Here is a 17,328-nt window from a genome sequence, read left to right as displayed (position 1 = left end):
CGTGCGGCCGCTCGTGGCCGTGATCGGGCAGCGGTGCATCACCGTCCCGATCCTGCGCTTCAGCGCCACCCTGGCGTCCGAGGCGATCTGCGAGGCCGTGTACGCCGCCGGCGGAGAGCCGGCGATCGTGCACGGCCCCGCGGCCGACCCCGGCGACGGCCTCGCGCTGCGCCTGGACCGGTTCGACGGCGTGCTGCTGCCCGGCGGCGCCGACCTGGACCCGCAGCACTACGGACAGGAGCCGGTCGCGGAGATCGCCGGCGTCGTCGCCTTCCAGGACGACCTGGACCTGGCGACCGCACGCGCGGTCGTGGCGTCGGACGTCCCGGCGCTCGCGATCTGTCGCGGGATGCAGGTGTTGAACGTCGCCCTCGGCGGCACCCTGCACCAGCACCTCACCGAGACCTCCGTGCGTCACCACGACGCGGTCCACGACGTCGACGTCCTCGAGGACTCGCGGCTGCGCCAGGCCGTCGGCTCCACGCGGATCGACGTGTCCTCCTACCACCACCAGGGGCTCGACCGGCTCGCCGAGGACCTCGTCGTCACGGCGACCGCCGCCGACGGCGTCATCGAGGCCGTCGAGCACCGCACGGCCGACGTGCTCGCGGTGCAGTGGCACCCGGAGGACCGGCATGCCACCTCCGCGACGGACGCGGCGCTGTTCGCCGACCTCGTCGAGCGGGCGCACAAGAAGGCGGTGTCGCGATGAGCATCGAGGTACGCGTCGAGGAGGTCATGCCCGAGCGATCCGCCGCGTCGCCGATCGCGCACATCGGCGTCCTCGTGTCGCTGAACTTCCCCGACATGACCGAGGAGACGGCCGACCTGGTCCGCCGCTTCACGCGGGTCTCGCTGCGGACGCTGGTGGAGGTCGGCGCCTCGTTCGAGCTGCTCGACACGTCCACGCCGCTGCCCGATCCGTCGGTGGCCGCCCGGTTCGACGGGTTGCTGCTGCTGGGTGGGGGCGACATCGACGCCTCCTGCTACGGAGGACCCACCGACGGGCCGGTCCCCCACTCCTACGGCATCGACGCCCGCGCCGATCACGACGCCTTCGCGGCCATCGAGGCCGCCGAGGCCGCCGATCGACCCGTCTTCGGCATCTGTCGCGGCTCGCAGCTGATCAACGTGCACCGCGGCGGCACGATCATCCCCGACATCGAGGACTACGGGCTCCACCGCGGCGGCCCGGGCGAGCCGATGTTCCTCGACGAGAAGATCGAGATCGAGCCCGGCACCCGCCTGCGGGCGATCCTCGGCGCCGACTCGACCGTCGGCCGCTCCGGCCACCACCAGGCGGTCGACGTCGTCGGCACGGGGCTCGTCGCCGCCGCGCGCGCGCTCGACGGCACCGTCGAGGGCGTCGAGGATCCGGAGCGCTGGACGCTCGGCGTCCAGTGGCACCCCGAGGACGACGACGGCCCGGCCGACGCCCGCCTCCAGCTGTTCGGCAGCTTCGTCGAGGCGTGTGCTGCTGCGCGCCACGGTGAATCCGTCAGAGACTGAACTCAACCCACCGAAGGAAGGCCCACCCCCATGACCGACTACGCCGTCCACGACCCCAGCACCGGCGAGCTGGTGCAGTCCTACCCGACCGCGACCGACGCCGACATCAGCTCGGCGCTGGAGCGCGCCTCGTCCGCCTACCGGACCTGGGGCAGGACCACCGAGCCGAAGGAGCGCGCCGCGCTCATCACCCGTGTCGCCGAGCTCCACGAGGAGCGGGCGGACGAGCTGGCCGACATCATCGTCCGCGAGATGGGCAAGCCCCACGACGAGGCCAAGGGCGAGGTGGAGTTCAGCGCCGCGATCTACCGCTACTACGCCGACAACGCCGAGAGCTTCCTCGCCGACGAGCCCATCGACCTGCTCGACGGCACCGGCGACGCGCTGATCCGGCGCCGCCCCGTGGGCGTGCTGCTGGGCATCATGCCGTGGAACTTCCCGTACTACCAGGTCGCCCGCTTCGCCGGACCGAACCTTGCGGTCGGCAACACCATCGTGCTCAAGCACGCGCCTCAGTGCCCGGAGTCGGCCGCCGCGATCGAGGCGATCTTCGCCGAGGCCGGCTTCCCCGACGGCGCCTACGTCAACGTCTACGCCACGAACGACCAGGTGGCCGACATGATCGCCTCGCCGATCGTCCAGGGCGTCTCCCTCACCGGCTCGGAGCGTGCCGGCGCCGCCGTCGCCGAGATCGCCGGACGCAACCTCAAAAAGGTCGTCCTCGAGCTCGGCGGGTCCGACCCGTTCATCGTGCTCGGCACCGACGACCTCGACGCCACCGTGACCGCCGCGGCGCAGGCCCGCCTGGGCAACACCGGCCAGGCGTGCAACGCGGGCAAGCGCTTCATCGTCACCGACGAGCTCTTCGACGACTTCGTCGCCGCGTTCAAGGACAAGCTCACCGAGCTCGCTCCCGCTTCCCCGCTGTCCTCGGTGACTGCGGCGGAGCGCTTGGCCGAGCAGGTCGACGCGGCGGTGGCCGCCGGTGCGGAGCTGCACACGACCGGAGAGCGCGAGGGCGCGTTCTTCCCCGTCGGCCTGCTGACGGGCGTCACGCCGGAGAACCCCGCCTTCCGCGAGGAGCTCTTCGGTCCCGTGGCGACGGTGTTCAGGGTCGGCTCGGAGGACGAGGCCGTCGAGCTGGCGAACGACACGCCGTACGGCCTGGGCTCCTACGTGTTCACGCCCGACGCCGAGCAGGCGCGCCGCGTCGCCGAGCGGCTCGACGTGGGCATGGTGTTCGTCAACGGCGTCGACGCCGACGGTGTCGAGCTGCCGTTCGGCGGCGTGAAGCGCTCCGGCTTCGGCCGCGAGCTGGGCCGCTACGGCATGGACGAGTTCGTCAACAAGAAGCTGATCCGCACGATCGTCTGATCGTCGTCGTATGAGGCCGGGGCTGCGGGGAGCCCCGGCCTCCTTCCCCTCCGAGGAGAACAGATGAACCAGCGCCGCCTCGCCGTGCTGCACCTGCGCACCGAGCGTCCCCACGCCACCGACTACCAGGACTCGCTGGACCGGCTCAACGACGCCGCCCTGCGCGTCGCCCGCCGGCAGGGATGGGTCGTCGACGTGGTGCCCTCGTCCGATCTGCCTCCCGAGGCCACCGCGACGGCCGTCGACCGAGCGGACGCCGTGGTCCTCATGGGCGGCGAGGACGTGGACCCCGAGTTCTGGGGCGGACCGACGGACTACCCCGACGGAGGTCATCACGAGCCGCTGGCCGACGTGGCCCACATCTCGGCCGTCCGTGCGTGCCTCGTGGCGGGCACTCCCCTGCTGGGCCTGTGCCGCGGCCTGCAGGTGATCAACGTCGCACTCGGCGGCACCCTCGTGCCCCACCTGCCCACCACGCACCTGCATCGCAAGGAGGGTGACGACGACTACGCCCGTCACCGCGTGACCCTCGTCGGCACCCACCTGCACCCCGCGGTCGAGGCGAGCCGAGAGGTCCGCTGCTCGCACCACCAGGCCGTCGAACGGCTCGGCCGGGGACTCCTCGTCGCCGCGCGCGCCGACGACGGCGTGGTCGAGGCGCTCGTGCACGAGAGCGCGCCGATCACCGGCATCCAGTGGCACCCGGAGCACCCGGACACGGCCGACGAGCAGCTGGCGCCACTCTTCGACCGGCTGCTCAGGCAGAGCGCTCAGGGTGCGGTTTCCTGAGAATTCGATAGAAATGACGCATGATCGGATTTCTTGTAGCAGGCCTCATCATCGGAGTTCTGGCCCGACTCATCAAGCCCGGCAAGCAGAACCTCGGCATCCTCGCCACGTTGGCGTTGGGCCTCGTGGGCTCCCTCATCGGCGGCCTCATCGCGCAGGCCTTCGGCACGGGCGGCATCTGGGAGCTGAACGTCCTGGGCTTCGTCCTCGCCGTCATCGCGGCCGTCCTGCTCATCGGCGTCGCCGAGGGCCTGGCCGGCAAGCGCGGTCACACGAACCGCGTCTGACACCACCACCCGTACCGCTGCAGCGGGGCGTCCGAGATCCTCGGGCGCCCCGCTGTCATGTGCTGTCCCACCCCGTTACCATTCGGGACGCCGAAGTCACGTCATACTCACCAGCCCCACCCGTCACATCACCGGCGGGGCGTCCGAGGTGCCACCATCTCGGGGGTCAGGCTGGGGCGCCCCGTTCCCAGAACAAGGCTGCTGGACCCGGACGACACCCGGACGCGTAATATCGTCGGTCGACGGATACGGCAACTCGGGGCGCTACCGTCGTCCTACTCAGCGGTACGACATCACCTGGAGGAACCGGCGTGACGACCCCTGCCCACTGGTCTCGCAGGCGTGTGGGCTTCGCCGTCCTCACCATCGCCTCGACCTTGGCCGCACTGGTCACCAGCGCAGGAGCGGCCGCCCCGGCTGCGTCCCCCACGTCCGCCGCGGCCACCCCCACGAGCACGCCGTCGGCCGAGCCGGGCACGATGCTCGTCGTCGGCGACTCCTACTCCTCCTACTACGGCAACCGCCACAGCCGCTACCCCGGCTGGTGGGCGCTGCTCGGCGCCGAACTCGGCCTCGAGCCGCGACTCGAGGCGGCCGCGGGCACCGGGTTCCTGGCACGTGCCGACAGCTGCGCGTCCACGCGCTTCCGGGCCCGACTCGACACCGTCCGCGCCACCGACCCCGAGATCCTGATGATCGAGGGCGGCCGCAACGACTGGCGCCGCTGCACCGCCGACGGTCGCGTCGTGGAGTCCACCCGCACCGAGATCGAGCAGGCGACCGACGCGTTCTTCGCCGAGCTGGCCGGCCTCTGGGACGAGCTCAACCGCCCGCGTGCCGACGTCTACGTCCTCAGCCCCTGGGGCACCACCAAGGCACGCAAGGGCCGGATCATCCGTCCGATCGTGCGCGAGGCCGCCCAGCGGCACGGCTTCTCGTGGGTCGAGACGCGCCCGCTGTCGCTGGAGCAGGCACCCGACGGGATCCACCCCAACAACGAGGGCAGCCGGTTCCTGCACGAGCAGGTCCTGCAGAACTCCGACCTGTCCCAGCGCTTCCAGCGCGCCTGAGGGCCGCACCACCGTGTCCGTCGACACCGTCCACGCCTTCCTGGCCCAGCACGGCCGCGCGGCCGACGTCCTGCGCACCCCCGGCTCCAGCGCCACCGTCGCCGAGGCCGCGGCCGCCTTCGGCGTCGAGCCGGCGCGCATCGCCAAGACGCTCTCGTTCCGGGGCGACTCACCCGGCTCCTGCGTCCTCGTGGTGATGGCCGGCGACGCCCGCACCGACAACGCGGCCTTCAAGGCGACCTTCGGGCGCAAGACATCGATGCTGAAGGCCGACGAGGTCGAGCCGCTGACCGGCCACCCGGTCGGCGGTGTCTGCCCCTTCGCCAACCCCGCGTCCGCGACCGTCGCACGAGCTCGAGGCACTCTCGGGCGCCGTCGGTTGGGTCAGCGTCAGCCGGCTCGCCTGACCCTCACGCCGACCCGCACGTCACGCAGTGGGGCGACCCCACGCGACGCGGGGCGTCGCACGACGAGCAGCTCCCGACCACGTCACGCCCGCAGCCCGCGCAGTGCGGGCCGCCCTGCAGCCCTGAGTCGTGCAGCGGGAACCCGCAGAACGGGCACTCCCCCTTGCGCACCCGGCGGCCGGGAAGCCGTGCGGCGAGGTACCGCTGCAGCACCCGGAACGCCACAACGGTCGCGACGACGCCCAGCGCGGAGAGCACGAACGGGCCCAGGTCCAGCGGGTCGACGTAGTCCGTGACGTAGTCCACGGCGAAGACGAGCGCCATGATCGCGCCGACCACCGCGGTCGCGAAGGCCAAGGCCACGTACCGCGACTCACGCCGGCGCAGGCGCGCGATCAGCTGGTAGGCGCCGACGGTCCACCCGACCACGAACGCCAGCCGGATGCCGGCGACCAGCCAGCCCTTCAGACCCGACCGGTTCTCGCGTTCGAACTCCTCCTCCGCGTCCCGAGCCGCCTCCGCCGCATCCGTGGCGGTCGCCCTGGCCGACCTCAGCTCGGCGGAGACGCGGTCGTCGGAGCGCTGCGCCTCGGCATAACGCTGGCGTGCCGGCGCGACCGCCTCGCCCTCGGCCAGGGCGACCTTGTACTCCTCGCGCGCGAGGTCGAGCTCGGCTCGCACCTCGCGTCGCGCGCCCGCGGCTTGCTCCAGCTGTTGGTCCGCCTCGGACTCCTCGCGCTGGGCCTGGACGACCGCTGCGTCATTCGTCCGCGGCAGGACGTCGCTGACCCACTGCGGCACCTGGACGTAGAACCAGACGGTTCCGACCAGCAGGAACAGGGCCAGCAGCACCACCAGCAGCCGCTCGCTGCGGGTGGCCTCGATCTCCTCGACGTCGACACGGGTGCTCATCAGGACTCCTTCACGGGGCGGGTGCGCGGGCGGAACGTGACCTCGAGCTCGCAGTCGAGCGCTGCCGCGATCCTCAACAGGGTGTCGAGCTTGGGAGGCCGGGAACCGGTCTCGAAGCGGGCGATCGCCGACTGGGTCGTGCCGCACAGGTCGGCCAGCTCGCGCTGCGAGAGACGTCGGAGCGTGCGCTGGTCGACCACCTGCCGGGCGATGCCCTCGTAGAAGTCGTCATGCTCGATCGGTCCTCGCATGACCGGGACCGTATCGCATCTGTGCTATGTCTGTCCATAGCACGTGTGCAATGTCCGACCGGGTGTCCGCGACGCGATCTACGGTGTCCTCATGGATCCCGTGCAGCGCATCCCCGAGAACCAGGCCGTCCCGTTCGACGACGTGAACATCGCCACCGCCGACCTGCCGCTGAGGGGTGCCGTCGACGCGTTCGCGGGCGACCTGGCCGCGGAGATCCACTCGTACCTCGAGCCGGTCGGGGCGCTCGCCGGCACCGCCGAGGCCCGTGAGCACTGGCACCTGGCCAACACCTGTCCCCCGGTGCACGAGCCCGTCGACCGGTTCGGCCGACGCATCGACGAGATCCGCTTCCATCCCTCGTGGCACTGGCTGATGGAGCGTGGCGTCGGCTTCGGGCTCACCGCGGCCCCATGGACGTCCGATCACCCGTCGGCCCACCTGCGCCGCGCCGCCGGGTTCTACACCTGGGGCCAGGTCGAGCAGGGGCACATGTGCCCGATCACCATGTCGTACGCCGTCGTGCCGGCACTGCGCACCGATCCCGAGCTCGCCGCGCAGTGGACACCGGGCCTGGCGTCCACGACGTACGACTTCGGCCTGCGCGCTCCGCAGGAGAAGGCGGGCCTCCTGGCCGGCATGGGCATGACCGAGAAGCAGGGCGGCTCCGACCTGCGGGTCAACAGCACCATCGCCAAGGCCACCGACGTCCGCGGCGAGTACCGCCTCACCGGCCACAAGTGGTTCACCTCGGCCGCGATGAACGACGTCTTCCTCGTGCTCGCCCAGACCGACGCCGGCTCCACGTGCTTCGTCGTGCCCCGCGTCCTGCCCGACGGCACCCGCAACCCGCTCACGATCGTCCGGCTCAAGGACAAGCTGGGCAACCGGTCGAACGCGTCGAGCGAGCTCGAGTTCGACGACACGTGGGCCGTCCGACTCGGCGAGGAAGGGCGCGGCATCCGGACCATCATCGAGATGGTCTCGGCCACCCGGATGGACTGCATCCTCGGCTCCGCCTCGATCATGCGCAAGGCGTTCGCCGAGGCGGCCTGGCACACCCGGCACCGCTCGGCGTTCGGCGCGCGGCTGATCGACCAGCCGGCGATGGTCGGCGTCCTGGCCGACCTGGCCCTGGAGTCCGAGGCGGGCATGCTGGCCGGCCTGCGCCTCGCGGCCGCGATGGACCGCCCCGACGACGAGCACGAGCGGCGGCTGCGACGCATCGGCCTGGCGCTGGAGAAGTACTGGGTCTGCAAGCGCACCCCGATGATGGTCGGCGAGGCGCTGGAGTGCCTCGGCGGCAACGGCTACGCCGAGGAGTCGGGCATGCCGCTGCTGTTCCGCGAGTCGCCGCTCAACTCGATCTGGGAGGGCAGCGGCAACGTCAACGCGCTCGACGTGCTGCGCGCCCTGTCCCGCGAGGACGGCACGCTCGACGCCTGGCGCACCGAGGTCGGCACCGTGCGGGGCGAGGACGCCCGGCTCGACGCCGCCGTCGACGAGGTGATGCGGCGGCTCGCCGACACCGCTGACGCCGAGGCCTCCGCACGCTGGCTGGCGTCGCGCATGGCGGCGATCCTGCAGGGCTCGCTGATGATCCGTCACTCCAGCCCCGCGGCGGCCGACGCGTTCTGCGCCTCGCGTCTCGGCGGCGACTGGGCGGGCACCTTCGGCACCCTCCCGTCCGGCCTCGACCTTGCGGCCATCGTCGAGAGGGCTCAACCGGCCGTGTGAATTTTGCCTGCGATGCCGCGCGACGCCCGCTCAGCGTCTCGCTATACGGACGAGTGTCCCATCATTCGAGACCTCCGTTTGTTGGACACCCGTCTCAGTGGACAGACTGTCTCCATGCTCGCCGCACAGACCGTATGGCTCGTGGAACGACTCCACGTCGACCTCGGCCGTGCGCGCTCCATGATGTGTCGTTGATCCTGCCCGCCTGCAGTCCCCGCGCCGAGGCCTTGACGCCCGCGCACCAGCCACGCGACAGAGAGCACCATGACCACCACCCCCGCCGCACCCGTCCGCACCCGCCGCCGTAAGGGCGAGGGCCAGTGGGCCCTGGGCTACCGCGAGCCCCTGAACGCGAACGAGCAGGCCAAGAAGGACGACAACCCGCTCAACGTCCGCGCCCGGATCGAGAACATCTACGCGCACCGCGGCTTCGAGAGCATCGACGGTGGCGACCTGCGCGGCCGCTTCCGCTGGTGGGGCCTCTACACGCAGCGCAAGGCCGGCATCGACGGCGGCAAGACCGCCACGCTGGAGCCCGAGGAGCTCGACGACGACCGCTTCATGATGCGCGTGCGCGTCGACGGCGGCCAGCTCTCGCTCGAGCAGCTGCGCGCGATCGCCGACGTCTCGGTCGAGTTCGGCCGCGGCACCGCCGACATCACCGATCGCCAGAACATCCAGTACCACTGGATCGACGTGCGCGACGTCCCCACGATCTGGCAGCGCCTCGAGTCGGTCGGACTGTCCACGCAGGAGGCGTGCGGCGACTGCCCCCGCGTCATCATGGGCAGCCCCGTCGCCGGTGTCTCGGCCGACGAGATCATCGACGGCCGGCCCGCGATCGAGGCGATCGAGAGCCGCTACATCGGCGACCAGGCCTTCTCGAACCTGCCGCGCAAGTTCAAGACCGCCATCAGCGGACACCCCGGCCACGACGTCGTCCCGCAGATCAACGACGTCGCCTTCGTCGGCGCCGTCCACCCCGAGCACGGTCCCGGCTTCGACGTCTGGGTCGGCGGCGGACTCTCCACCAACCCGCACCTGGCCCTGCGCCTCGGGGCCTGGGTGCCCCTGGACGAGGTCCCTGCGGTCTGGGAAGGCGTCGTCAGCATCTTCCGCGACTACGGCTATCGGCGGCTGCGCTCGCGCGCCCGCCTGAAGTACCTCGTGCAGGACTGGGGCATCGAGAAGTTCCGCGAGGTGCTCGAGACGAAGTACCTCGAGCGCTCGTTGATCGACCTCGACGCTCCCCCGATCCCGGACACCCCGGTCGACCATGTCGGCATCCATCGCCAGGTCGACGGCCGCTACTACATCGGCGCCGCCACCACGGTCGGCCGCATCTCCGGCCCGTTGCTGCAGCGGCTCGCCGATGTCGTCGAGGCGCACGGATCCGACCGCGTGGCGCTCACCCCGATGCAGAAGGTCGTCGTGCTCGACGTCGCCGAGGACCGGGTCGAGTCGCTCGTCGCTGCCCTGACCGAGCTCGGGCTGCACGCCCGGCCCTCGCAGTGGCGCCAGCACACGATGGCCTGCACCGGCATCGAGTACTGCAAGCTCGCGATCGTCAACACCAAGGACCGCGCCGCGCACCTGATCGACGAGCTCGAGCAGCGCGTGCCCGAGCTGGACACGCCGATCACGGTCAACGTCAACGGCTGCCCCAACTCGTGCGCCCGCATCCAGACGGCCGACATCGGCCTGAAGGGCCAGCTGGTCATGGACGAGCACGGCAACCAGGTCGAGGGCTTCCAGGTCCACCTGGGCGGCGCGCTCGGCATGGACGCCGGCTTCGGCCGCAAGCTGCGCGCGCACAAGGTCACCGGCGACCAGCTGCCCGACTACGTCGAGAAACTGTCGCGCACGTACCTCGCCCACCGCGAGAGCGGCGAGTCGTTCGCCTCGTGGGTCTCCCGGGCGGACGAGGAGGTGCTCCGATGAGCGAGCGCCTCGTGCCCTATTCGTGCCCGTACTGCGCCGACGAGGACCTGCGTCCGCACGGCGAGACGCACGGCGAGTGGGAGTGCCGCAGCTGTCTGCGCGCCTTCCGACTGAAGTTCCTGGGCCACCTGGCCCGCCACGACACCACCACCACAGCACCGCAGGAAGGGAGGAACGCACGATGACCGCACCCGCACTGATCGCCCTGGCCCATGGCAGCCGCGATCCGCGATCGGCCGACACCATCAACGCCCTCACGGAGGTGGTGGCGTGCATGCGCCCCGACCTGCGGGTCGAGGCCGCCTTCCTCGACCTGTGCGGACCGAGCTTCGACGAGGTCGTCGAGCGCCTGGCCGCCGAGGGCTTCGGCGAGATCGTCGTCGTGCCGCTGCTGCTGACCGACGCGTACCACGCGAAGGTCGACGTGCCGCAGGCCGCGAAGGCGGCGGCCGCCAAGCACGACGTCCGCATCGAGGTCACCAAGATCCTGGGCATCGAGGGCACGTTCCTCAACGTCCTCGACCGCCGGCTGCGCGAGGTGCTGAGCAAGCACCGCGTCCGTGAGCTGGACGCCCTCGTGCTGGCCGGTGCCGGCTCGTCGGACTCCATGGCCAACGCGATGATCGCCCGTGCCGCCCGGGCGTGGGGCGCGCACCACAAGCTGCCGACGATCGCGGCCTTCGCCTCGGCCGCACCGCCGGCCGCCAGCGAGGCGGTGCGCACGCACCGTGCCGACGGGCGTCGTCACATTGCCGTGGGCATGCTCTTCCTGGCGCCGGGCGTCCTGCCCGACCGGGTCACGGAGCTTGCTCTCGAGGCCGGCGCCGTGGCGGTCGCCGAGCCGCTGGGCGTCGCCGACGAGGTCGCCGAGGTGATCCTGGCCCGCTACGCCGTCGGCGCGGTGGACCTGGTCCCGATGGACGCGCTCTTCGCCGACGTCTGAGTCGTCACGGGAAGCGCCTGGTCACATCGTGGCCAGGCGCTTCTTCTCTGCCTCCACGTCGAAGTCGGCCGCGGGCCAGTCCAGTCCGAGCTCGGCCAGGGTCTCGCCGAGCATCGTGGCGATGGCCCAGTTGCGGTACCACTTGCGGCCGGCGGGGACGACGTGCCACGGGGCGTGCTCGGTGGAGCACCGCTCGAGGACGACCTCGTAGGCCTCCTGGTACCGCGGCCACAGCGCCCGCTCGTCGAGGTCGCCGGGGTTGTACTTCCAGTACTTCGTCGGGTCGTCGAGCCGCTCGGCGAGGCGCTCCTTCTGGTCGTTCGCGCTGATGTGCAGGAAGCACTTCAGCAGCACTCCCCCGTCGTCGACGAAGCGCTTCTCGAAGTCGTTGATCGCGTCGTACCGGCGCTCGATCTCGTCGGCGGGGGCGAGCTCGCGGACCCGACCGATGAGGACGTCCTCGTAGTGCGACCGGTCGAAGACCCCGATCATCCCCGGCTCGGGCAGCTGGCGCTCGATCCGCCAGAGGAAGTCCTGGGCGCGCTCCTCCTCGGTGGGCGCCTTGAACGCCGTGATCTTCAGGCCCTGCGGGTCGACGAGTCCGGCGACGTGCCGCAGCGTGCCGCCCTTCCCCGACGTGTCCATGCCCTGGAGCAGGATCAGCACCTTGCGGTCGGTGGTGCCCGCGCGGCCGTTGGCGAAGAGCAGCTCCTGGGTCTGCATCAGCTGCTCGCCGATCTGGGGCAGCTGGAGCTGGGCGTCCTTCTTCTTCCCCTCGAATGCCGGGGTGTCGTCCGAGGGCCGCGAGGCGAGGTCGATCGGTCCTGAGGTCGCGAGCGTCGAGCGAAGGTCCGTCATTCCGGCAGTATGCCCCAGCTCGCCCTACCGTGGTCTTATGCCGGATCTGAAACAACTCGCCGACCTGTACGCCTACCCCGACTCCCACAAGCCGTGGCTGCGGACCAACTTCGTCGCCTCCGTCGACGGTGCGGTCCAGGACCCGCAAGGACTCTCGGGCAGTCTCGGCGGCGAGCCGGACGCCAAGGTCTTCAAGGTCCTGCGCAGCCTGTCCGACGTCGTGGTGGTCGGGGCCGGCACGGTGCGCGCCGAGGGATACCACCCCATCTCCGCCGACTCCGTGCACGAGAAGCTGCGCGAGGGCCGGTCGCGCGTGCCGCAGCTGGCCGTCGTCAGCCGCAGCCTCGACCTGCCCGAGCAGCTGCTGGCCCCCGGACTGATGGTGATCATCCCGGCCAGCTCGCCGGTTGAGAAGCGGCAGCAGCTGTCGCAGACGGTCGAGGTCGTGGTGGCCGGCGAGAACGAGGTCGACTGGCCCGCCGTGCTGGACGCGTTCGCGGCTCGGGGCCTCAACCGGATCCTGTGCGAGGGCGGGCCCGACCTGCACGGCACGCTGGTCGACCTGGACCTCGTGGACGAGGCGTGCCTGACCATCTCGCCCCACCTCCTGGGTGGGCCGGCCAAGCGGATGACCGTGGGCGCGCGGGCCGTCGAGCTGCCGATGCGGCTCGGTCACAGCTTCGACGACGACGGGGTCCTGTTCACGCGGTGGGTCCGCGACCGCCGGGCCGCCTAGTCTGTGGTCATGTACAACGTGGCCCTGCTGGTGGAACGACAGCTCATCGACCTCGACGCCGACCAGATCCTCGCCCTGCACGAGGGGGTGGACGACCAGGTCGCCTATCACATGCTGCTGCCCGTCGACGCGTCCCCGGCGGCGCTGAGCGCCTCGATGACGGCCTTCGGCGGCGCCCAGTTCGTGCCCCTCGAGGAGCCGACCGCCTACTCGCGCATCGAGGACGAGCTGCGCGTCGAGGCCCAGCAGGAGCTCGACGCCTCGGCCGCGCTGCTCACCGAGCGCGGGCAGCAGGTCACGACGAAGCTGGTCGACTACGACCCGATCGACGCCCTCGTCGACCTCGTGAAGGAGAAATCCTGCGACGAGGTCATCATCTTGACCGAGCCGCACATCGTCCGTGAGTTCCTTCACCTCGATTGGACGTCGCGAGCGAGAAGAAAACTGGACGTTCCGACGTTGCACCTGTTGGAACACCTGACTTTCGACGAACAGGCGGAAATGTGAGCGACCAGACTGACAAGACCTACGCGGTCGACCGTCCCGACGAGGAATGGCGCGAGCAGCTCAGCGCCTCCGAGTACCACGTGCTGCGCCAGGCCGGCACCGAGCGGCCCTTCAGCAGTGACTACGAGCACGACCCCACGCCCGGCGTCTACCGCTGCCGTGGCTGCGGCGCCGAGCTGTTCCGCAGCGACACCAAGTTCGACGCCCAGTGCGGCTGGCCGTCGTTCTACACCCCGCTGGCCGAGGACCGGGTCGAGTACATCGAGGACACCACCCTCGGCATGAAGCGCACCGAGGTGCGCTGCGCGAACTGCGGCTCGCACCTGGGCCACGTGTTCGCCGGCGAGGGCTTCGACACCCCCACCGACCTGCGCTACTGCATCAACGGCATCTCGCTGGACCTGCAGGCCGACTGACACCCGGTTCCGCGCCTCCGCGCGCGAGATCTGTAGCGGTGCGCACCCTTTCCGAGCGGGAAAGGGTGCGCACCGCTACGCATGTCCCGGACAACGTTGTCCACAGCGTTGAGACGGGGACTCCCCCGGCGGGTCCGCCCTCGCTAGGGTTCCTGCAACTCGGGTTGACGCCGACGAGTCTGGGGGGACGATGCGGGCACCGATGATTGCCGTCGTGGCAGCACTCGCGCTGACATTGAGCGCATGCTCCGAGGACGACCCTCCCCCGCCGGACCCCACCTCCGCGGCCACCGCCCCCGCTAACCCGGACGCCACGCTCCCGCCCATGCCGGAGGTGGCAAGCGAGTTCACGCCGAACGGCGCCTCGACGTTCGTCAGGTACTACGTCGGCGTTCTCAGCTACGCGGGGCAGACGGGAGACGTCGACGAGTTGACCCGCCTCTCCGATTCGAATTGCGGAGGGTGCAGCGACTACATCCGCTTTTTTCGCGAGACCTACGCCGGCGGCGGTTGGATCCGCGGCAGAACCTGGGTCAATGGAGACACGCAACTCTGGTTCGACAGCTCGCAAGATGGCGAGACTCGAGCGACGACGTCCGTGCGTATCGCGGCTGGGACGCTCAAACCTGATTCCGAGAGCAACCCAACGAACGCACCGGCTTCAGCCCATAAGGTCACATTCGGACTTACGTTCGATGGCAATTGGACGATGACGCAATTGGTGTCTGGGGATCCGTCATGATCGCGACGGCGCTCTTTCTCGGGTTCTTCCTCCCCGCATCACCGAGTGTCGACCCGGTCGCTGACACGCCCGACGTGATCGTGCGAGACCGCAAGTGGAAGCCGAAAGTCCCCGGGCCCATTCGGATCAAGGATCCGGGTAACCCCATCGGGCCGGCAGAGCCGATACCCGTCGAGGAGACGGATCCATTCTTCTGCCGCGCCGAGGCACCGTTCCCCCAGGACGATTGCATCCCTCCGCCGGAACCCGCCGACCCTGCTGACCCGGCCGAACCCGAAGCCCCGGCGGTCACTCCGGGCGACGTGGCCGAGGAGGTGCGACGCATCGGGCTCCCGCGACTGAAGGTCGCGGTGCAACCGGCCGGCTCGACCCTGGTGAACCTCGAGACGATCTTCCACACCACGGCCGCGCCGATCGAGCGGACGGTGCCCATCCTGGGCTCCACCGTCGACCTGCGCGCCGCGCCGGCCACGTACACATGGCATCACGGCGACGGCACGACGCAGGCCACCTCCCGTCCCGGGCGCCCGTACCCCGCGCTGGACGTCGTGCACCGCTACCGCGAGCCCGGTCGCGTCGCCGCACGCGTGGACGTCACCTACCGCGTCACCTACCGGATCGACGGCGGCGCGTGGCAGGACCTCGGCGCCACCATCACCGCCGCCGGACCCGCCACCACACTCCGCGTCCGCGAGGCACGACCCGTCCTCACCGACTGACGCACTCCAGGGCGCCGAGTGGCGCAGAAACGCCCGCCACTCGGCGAGTGGCGGGCGGTTTTGCGCCACTCGCGGAGGGGGTGGCGAGAGACCTCAGGGCCAGAGGTCGGTCAGCTCGGCCGGCGACATGAGGCGGCCGGTGTAGAACGGCAGCTCCTCACGCACGTGCAGACGGGCGTCCGTCGCGCGCAGGTCGCGCATCAGGTCGACGATGCGGTGCAGCTCATCGGCCTCGAAGGCGAGCAGCCACTCGTAGTCGCCCAGCGCGAACGACGCGATCGTGTTGGCGCGCACGTCGGCGTAGTCGCGGGCGGCCTCGCCGTGCTCGCGCAGCAGGCGGCGGCGCTCCTCGTCCTCCAGCAGGTACCACTCGTACGACCGCACGAACGGGTACACGCAGATGTAGCGCTTCGTCGTCTCGTCGGCGAGGAAGTTCGGCACGTGCGAGCGGTTGAACTCGGCGGGGCGGTGCAGGCCGACGTTCGACCAGACCGGGGCCAGGTGCGAGCCGAGCTCGGTGCGGCGGAACGCGTTGTAGGCGTCCTGCAGCGCGTCGATCTCCTCGGCGTGCCACCAGATCATGAGATCGGCCTCGGCGCGCATGCCGCTGATGTCGTAGGTGCCGCGCACGACGACGTCGTCGAACTTCGCGAACAGGCTGTCGACCTCGGCGGCCATCGCCGCGCGGTCGCCGCCCGCCAGCGGGCGCTCGACCCGGAACACCGAGTACATGGCGTACCGGATGGTGGCGTTGATCTTCTCGGCATCGACCTCGTGCGAACTCATGACCCCATTCTCACCCGGCCATGGTTCGCTCGGCCGCGGCCCTCCCGGTCGCGACGACCGCGGCGATCCCGACCCCCTCGTACGCGGCGCCGCAGACCTCGAGTCCGGGCACGGCCGCGACGTCGTCCAGCACCGTGCGCACGAGGTCGCGGTGCCCGACCTCGTACTGCGGCAGCCCGCCGCCCCAGCGCTGGACGACCGAGGCCGTCACCGTGCCGATGGCACCCGCGGGCTCGACGATCGACCTCAGGTCCGCCGCGGCCACGTCGACGAGGGTCGCGTCGTCGCGCTGCAGCATCGCCGTGTCGCCGGCGCGGCCGATCGACGCGCGAACGATGGTCGCGTCGCCGGCGGCCTCGGCCAGCCACGCCCACTTGCGCGACGAGAAGGTCGCGGCCTTGATGGTCGTCGGCTCGACCGGTGGCACCAGGAACCCGGTGCCGGCGGGCAGGTCCGCGCCCTCCAGCACCATCGCGACGACCGCCATCGAGGCGTAGTCGAGGCCTGCCAGCGCGAAGGCCGCACGCGGCGCCGCCTCCGCCAGCAGTCGGGCGGCTGCCGGCGCGGGCGCGGCCATGACCACGGCGTCGAACCGCTCGCGGACGGGCGCGGTGGTGGGTCCCACGACGAGCTCCCAGCCGGCCCCGTCACGACGCACCGAGCGCACCGTGGCGCGCGTGCGCACCTCGAAGCCACCGGCGTCGACGACGGCCTGCGGCAGCCGTCCCACTCCCGCGCGCAGTCCGACCAGCGCCGGGCCCGGTGCCTTGGGCGCCGCGGCGCGCTCGGCGGCACCGGCCAGCAGGTCCGGACCGAGCTGCCCGATGACGGGCGCGGCGGCCTGCAGCGACAGCCGGTCGGCGTGGCCGGCGTAGACGCCGCCGAGGAGCGGCTCGACCAGTCGGTCGACGACCTCGCGACCGAGGCGCTCGGCGACGAACGAGGCGACCGACACGTCCTCGGTCGGCACCGGCACGGACGTGGACGTCACGGAGCCCTCGAGGATCCCGGAGGCGTCGAGCGCGACCAGGTCGGACGGCACGCCCATGATCGTGGGCGGCAGCGGCCGCAGCGCGCCGCGGCTCCAGACCATCGACGGGATCGGCTCGGGGGCGACGACCTCGCCGGACAGCCCGACCGCCTCGACGAGGTCGAGCGCCTCGGGACGACGGGCCAGCATCGCCTCGGCGCCGACGTCGACCGTGAGATCGCCGAGGCGCGACTGGCGCACCTTGCCGCCGATCTCCGGCGAGCCCTCCAGCACGACGGGCGCGGCGCCGGCCGCGGCCAGGTGGAACGCGGCGGACAGCCCCGCGATGCCACCGCCGATGACGGCGACGCGCACG

Annotated in this window: 20 protein-coding genes and 1 pseudogene; 16 read left to right on the top strand and 5 right to left on the bottom strand. The window is 71.1% G+C overall.

Annotation, left to right across the window (positions count from 1 at the left end; translation table 11 throughout):
• Position 1: 1 nt before the first annotated feature.
• The 7 genes and pseudogenes from AFL01nite_RS01105 to AFL01nite_RS15755 all read left to right on the top strand — a co-directional run.
• Positions 2–712, top strand: a complete 711-nt coding sequence (locus AFL01nite_RS01105; RefSeq protein ID WP_146825249.1) for a gamma-glutamyl-gamma-aminobutyrate hydrolase family protein — start codon at positions 2–4, stop codon at positions 710–712.
• Positions 709–1,509, top strand: coding sequence for a gamma-glutamyl-gamma-aminobutyrate hydrolase family protein (locus AFL01nite_RS01100; RefSeq protein WP_146825248.1), 801 nt, complete (start codon positions 709–711; stop codon positions 1,507–1,509). Before AFL01nite_RS01105 ends, AFL01nite_RS01100 begins: the two co-directional genes overlap by 4 nt.
• A 30-nt stretch (positions 1,510–1,539) precedes the next feature.
• Positions 1,540–2,883, top strand: a complete 1,344-nt coding sequence (locus AFL01nite_RS01095; protein ID WP_146825247.1) for an NAD-dependent succinate-semialdehyde dehydrogenase — start codon at positions 1,540–1,542, stop codon at positions 2,881–2,883.
• Between the two features lie 63 nt (positions 2,884–2,946).
• Complete coding sequence (locus tag AFL01nite_RS01090; protein WP_146825246.1) at positions 2,947–3,672, top strand: gamma-glutamyl-gamma-aminobutyrate hydrolase family protein; 726 nt, start codon at positions 2,947–2,949, stop codon at positions 3,670–3,672.
• A 20-nt stretch (positions 3,673–3,692) separates the two neighbouring features.
• Complete coding sequence (locus AFL01nite_RS01085; protein ID WP_146825245.1) at positions 3,693–3,959, top strand: GlsB/YeaQ/YmgE family stress response membrane protein; 267 nt, start codon at positions 3,693–3,695, stop codon at positions 3,957–3,959.
• 311 nt (positions 3,960–4,270) lie between these two features.
• Complete coding sequence (locus AFL01nite_RS01080; protein ID WP_146825244.1) at positions 4,271–5,029, top strand: SGNH/GDSL hydrolase family protein; 759 nt, start codon at positions 4,271–4,273, stop codon at positions 5,027–5,029.
• 13 nt (positions 5,030–5,042) lie between these two features.
• A pseudogene (locus AFL01nite_RS15755) lies at positions 5,043–5,348 on the top strand (YbaK/EbsC family protein); the annotation flags it as partial.
• 91 nt (positions 5,349–5,439) lie between these two features.
• On the opposite strand, the gene AFL01nite_RS15530 reads toward AFL01nite_RS15755, so the two are convergent.
• Complete coding sequence (locus AFL01nite_RS15530) at positions 5,440–6,348, bottom strand: hypothetical protein (RefSeq protein ID WP_246119535.1); 909 nt, start codon at positions 6,346–6,348, stop codon at positions 5,440–5,442.
• Positions 6,348–6,599: a helix-turn-helix domain-containing protein gene (locus AFL01nite_RS01070; RefSeq protein ID WP_146825243.1), complete on the bottom strand. Its 252-nt coding sequence runs from the start codon at positions 6,597–6,599 to the stop codon at positions 6,348–6,350. The genes AFL01nite_RS15530 and AFL01nite_RS01070 overlap by 1 nt, the downstream gene beginning before the upstream one ends.
• Positions 6,600–6,690: 91 nt before the next feature.
• Here AFL01nite_RS01070 and AFL01nite_RS01065 point away from each other — a divergent pair, with 91 nt between their 5' ends.
• The 4 genes from AFL01nite_RS01065 (at position 6,691) to AFL01nite_RS01050 (ending at position 11,218) form a co-directional block, all read left to right on the top strand.
• The gene (locus tag AFL01nite_RS01065) at positions 6,691–8,334 is read left to right on the top strand and encodes an acyl-CoA dehydrogenase family protein (RefSeq protein WP_146825242.1); all 1,644 of its coding nucleotides are present in this window, start codon (positions 6,691–6,693) and stop codon (positions 8,332–8,334) included.
• A gap of 264 nt (positions 8,335–8,598) precedes the next feature.
• Entirely contained in the window at positions 8,599–10,275 is a 1,677-nt protein-coding gene (locus AFL01nite_RS01060) for a nitrite/sulfite reductase (protein ID WP_146825241.1), read from the top strand.
• On the top strand, positions 10,272–10,460 hold the full coding sequence (locus AFL01nite_RS01055; RefSeq protein WP_146825240.1) for a hypothetical protein: 189 nt from the start codon (positions 10,272–10,274) through the stop codon (positions 10,458–10,460). Before AFL01nite_RS01060 ends, AFL01nite_RS01055 begins: the two co-directional genes overlap by 4 nt.
• The gene (locus AFL01nite_RS01050) at positions 10,457–11,218 is read left to right on the top strand and encodes a sirohydrochlorin chelatase (RefSeq protein WP_146825239.1); all 762 of its coding nucleotides are present in this window, start codon (positions 10,457–10,459) and stop codon (positions 11,216–11,218) included. Before AFL01nite_RS01055 ends, AFL01nite_RS01050 begins: the two co-directional genes overlap by 4 nt.
• 21 nt (positions 11,219–11,239) lie before the next feature.
• On the opposite strand, the gene AFL01nite_RS01045 is transcribed toward AFL01nite_RS01050, so the two are convergent.
• Positions 11,240–12,076 (bottom strand): PPK2 family polyphosphate kinase, encoded by an 837-nt coding sequence (locus tag AFL01nite_RS01045; protein WP_146825238.1) that lies wholly within the window; start codon positions 12,074–12,076, stop codon positions 11,240–11,242.
• A 37-nt stretch (positions 12,077–12,113) separates the two neighbouring features.
• On the opposite strand from AFL01nite_RS01045, the gene AFL01nite_RS01040 reads away from it, so the two are divergent.
• The 5 genes from AFL01nite_RS01040 to AFL01nite_RS01020 all read left to right on the top strand — a co-directional run bounded on the left by AFL01nite_RS01040 (position 12,114) and on the right by AFL01nite_RS01020 (position 15,196).
• On the top strand, positions 12,114–12,812 hold the full coding sequence (locus AFL01nite_RS01040) for a pyrimidine reductase family protein (protein WP_146825237.1): 699 nt from the start codon (positions 12,114–12,116) through the stop codon (positions 12,810–12,812).
• Positions 12,813–12,821: 9 nt separating this feature from the next.
• Positions 12,822–13,319, top strand: coding sequence for a universal stress protein (locus tag AFL01nite_RS01035; protein WP_146825236.1), 498 nt, complete (start codon positions 12,822–12,824; stop codon positions 13,317–13,319).
• Positions 13,316–13,735, top strand: a complete 420-nt coding sequence (gene msrB, locus AFL01nite_RS01030; protein WP_146825235.1) for a peptide-methionine (R)-S-oxide reductase MsrB — start codon at positions 13,316–13,318, stop codon at positions 13,733–13,735. The genes AFL01nite_RS01035 and msrB overlap by 4 nt, the downstream gene beginning before the upstream one ends.
• A gap of 190 nt (positions 13,736–13,925) precedes the next feature.
• Positions 13,926–14,477, top strand: a complete 552-nt coding sequence (locus tag AFL01nite_RS01025) for a DUF6318 family protein (protein WP_307724441.1) — start codon at positions 13,926–13,928, stop codon at positions 14,475–14,477.
• 302 nt (positions 14,478–14,779) lie between these two features.
• Positions 14,780–15,196: a hypothetical protein gene (locus AFL01nite_RS01020; protein ID WP_146825233.1), complete on the top strand. Its 417-nt coding sequence runs from the start codon at positions 14,780–14,782 to the stop codon at positions 15,194–15,196.
• 93 nt (positions 15,197–15,289) lie between these two features.
• Here the strand turns inward: AFL01nite_RS01020 and hemQ are convergent, their stop codons facing one another.
• Together hemQ and hemG are read right to left on the bottom strand one after the other, a co-directional pair.
• A complete protein-coding gene (gene hemQ / locus AFL01nite_RS01015; RefSeq protein ID WP_146825232.1) occupies positions 15,290–15,982 on the bottom strand; it encodes a hydrogen peroxide-dependent heme synthase in 693 nt (230 codons plus the stop codon).
• A 10-nt stretch (positions 15,983–15,992) separates the two neighbouring features.
• The gene (gene hemG / locus AFL01nite_RS01010) at positions 15,993–17,327 is read right to left on the bottom strand and encodes a protoporphyrinogen oxidase (RefSeq protein ID WP_146825231.1); all 1,335 of its coding nucleotides are present in this window, start codon (positions 17,325–17,327) and stop codon (positions 15,993–15,995) included.
• Between the last annotated feature and the right edge of the window lies 1 nt (position 17,328).

Origin of the sequence: Aeromicrobium flavum (assembly GCF_007992115.1) — a bacterium.
Lineage (GTDB): Bacteria > Actinomycetota > Actinomycetes > Propionibacteriales > Nocardioidaceae > Aeromicrobium > Aeromicrobium flavum.
This window is presented reverse-complemented; position numbering and strand designations above follow the sequence as displayed.

Excerpts from the sequence above, each read along its gene's own strand:
- hemQ (WP_146825232.1), bottom strand. The coding sequence starts at position 15,982 with ATGAGTTCGCACGAGGTCGATGCCGAGAAGATCAACGCCACCATCCGG.
- AFL01nite_RS01035 (WP_146825236.1), top strand. The coding sequence starts at position 12,822 with ATGTACAACGTGGCCCTGCTGGTGGAACGACAGCTCATCGACCTCGAC.
- AFL01nite_RS01050 (WP_146825239.1), top strand. The coding sequence starts at position 10,457 with ATGACCGCACCCGCACTGATCGCCCTGGCCCATGGCAGCCGCGATCCG.
- AFL01nite_RS01060 (WP_146825241.1), top strand. The coding sequence starts at position 8,599 with ATGACCACCACCCCCGCCGCACCCGTCCGCACCCGCCGCCGTAAGGGC.
- AFL01nite_RS01090 (WP_146825246.1), top strand. The coding sequence starts at position 2,947 with ATGAACCAGCGCCGCCTCGCCGTGCTGCACCTGCGCACCGAGCGTCCC.
- AFL01nite_RS01025 (WP_307724441.1), top strand. The coding sequence starts at position 13,926 with ATGCGGGCACCGATGATTGCCGTCGTGGCAGCACTCGCGCTGACATTG.
- AFL01nite_RS01045 (WP_146825238.1), bottom strand. The coding sequence starts at position 12,076 with ATGACGGACCTTCGCTCGACGCTCGCGACCTCAGGACCGATCGACCTC.
- AFL01nite_RS01065 (WP_146825242.1), top strand. The coding sequence starts at position 6,691 with ATGGATCCCGTGCAGCGCATCCCCGAGAACCAGGCCGTCCCGTTCGAC.
- AFL01nite_RS01085 (WP_146825245.1), top strand. The coding sequence starts at position 3,693 with ATGATCGGATTTCTTGTAGCAGGCCTCATCATCGGAGTTCTGGCCCGA.
- AFL01nite_RS01100 (WP_146825248.1), top strand. The coding sequence starts at position 709 with ATGAGCATCGAGGTACGCGTCGAGGAGGTCATGCCCGAGCGATCCGCC.
- AFL01nite_RS01095 (WP_146825247.1), top strand. The coding sequence starts at position 1,540 with ATGACCGACTACGCCGTCCACGACCCCAGCACCGGCGAGCTGGTGCAG.
- AFL01nite_RS15530 (WP_246119535.1), bottom strand. The coding sequence starts at position 6,348 with ATGAGCACCCGTGTCGACGTCGAGGAGATCGAGGCCACCCGCAGCGAG.
- AFL01nite_RS01070 (WP_146825243.1), bottom strand. The coding sequence starts at position 6,599 with ATGCGAGGACCGATCGAGCATGACGACTTCTACGAGGGCATCGCCCGG.
- AFL01nite_RS01055 (WP_146825240.1), top strand. The coding sequence starts at position 10,272 with ATGAGCGAGCGCCTCGTGCCCTATTCGTGCCCGTACTGCGCCGACGAG.
- AFL01nite_RS01040 (WP_146825237.1), top strand. The coding sequence starts at position 12,114 with ATGCCGGATCTGAAACAACTCGCCGACCTGTACGCCTACCCCGACTCC.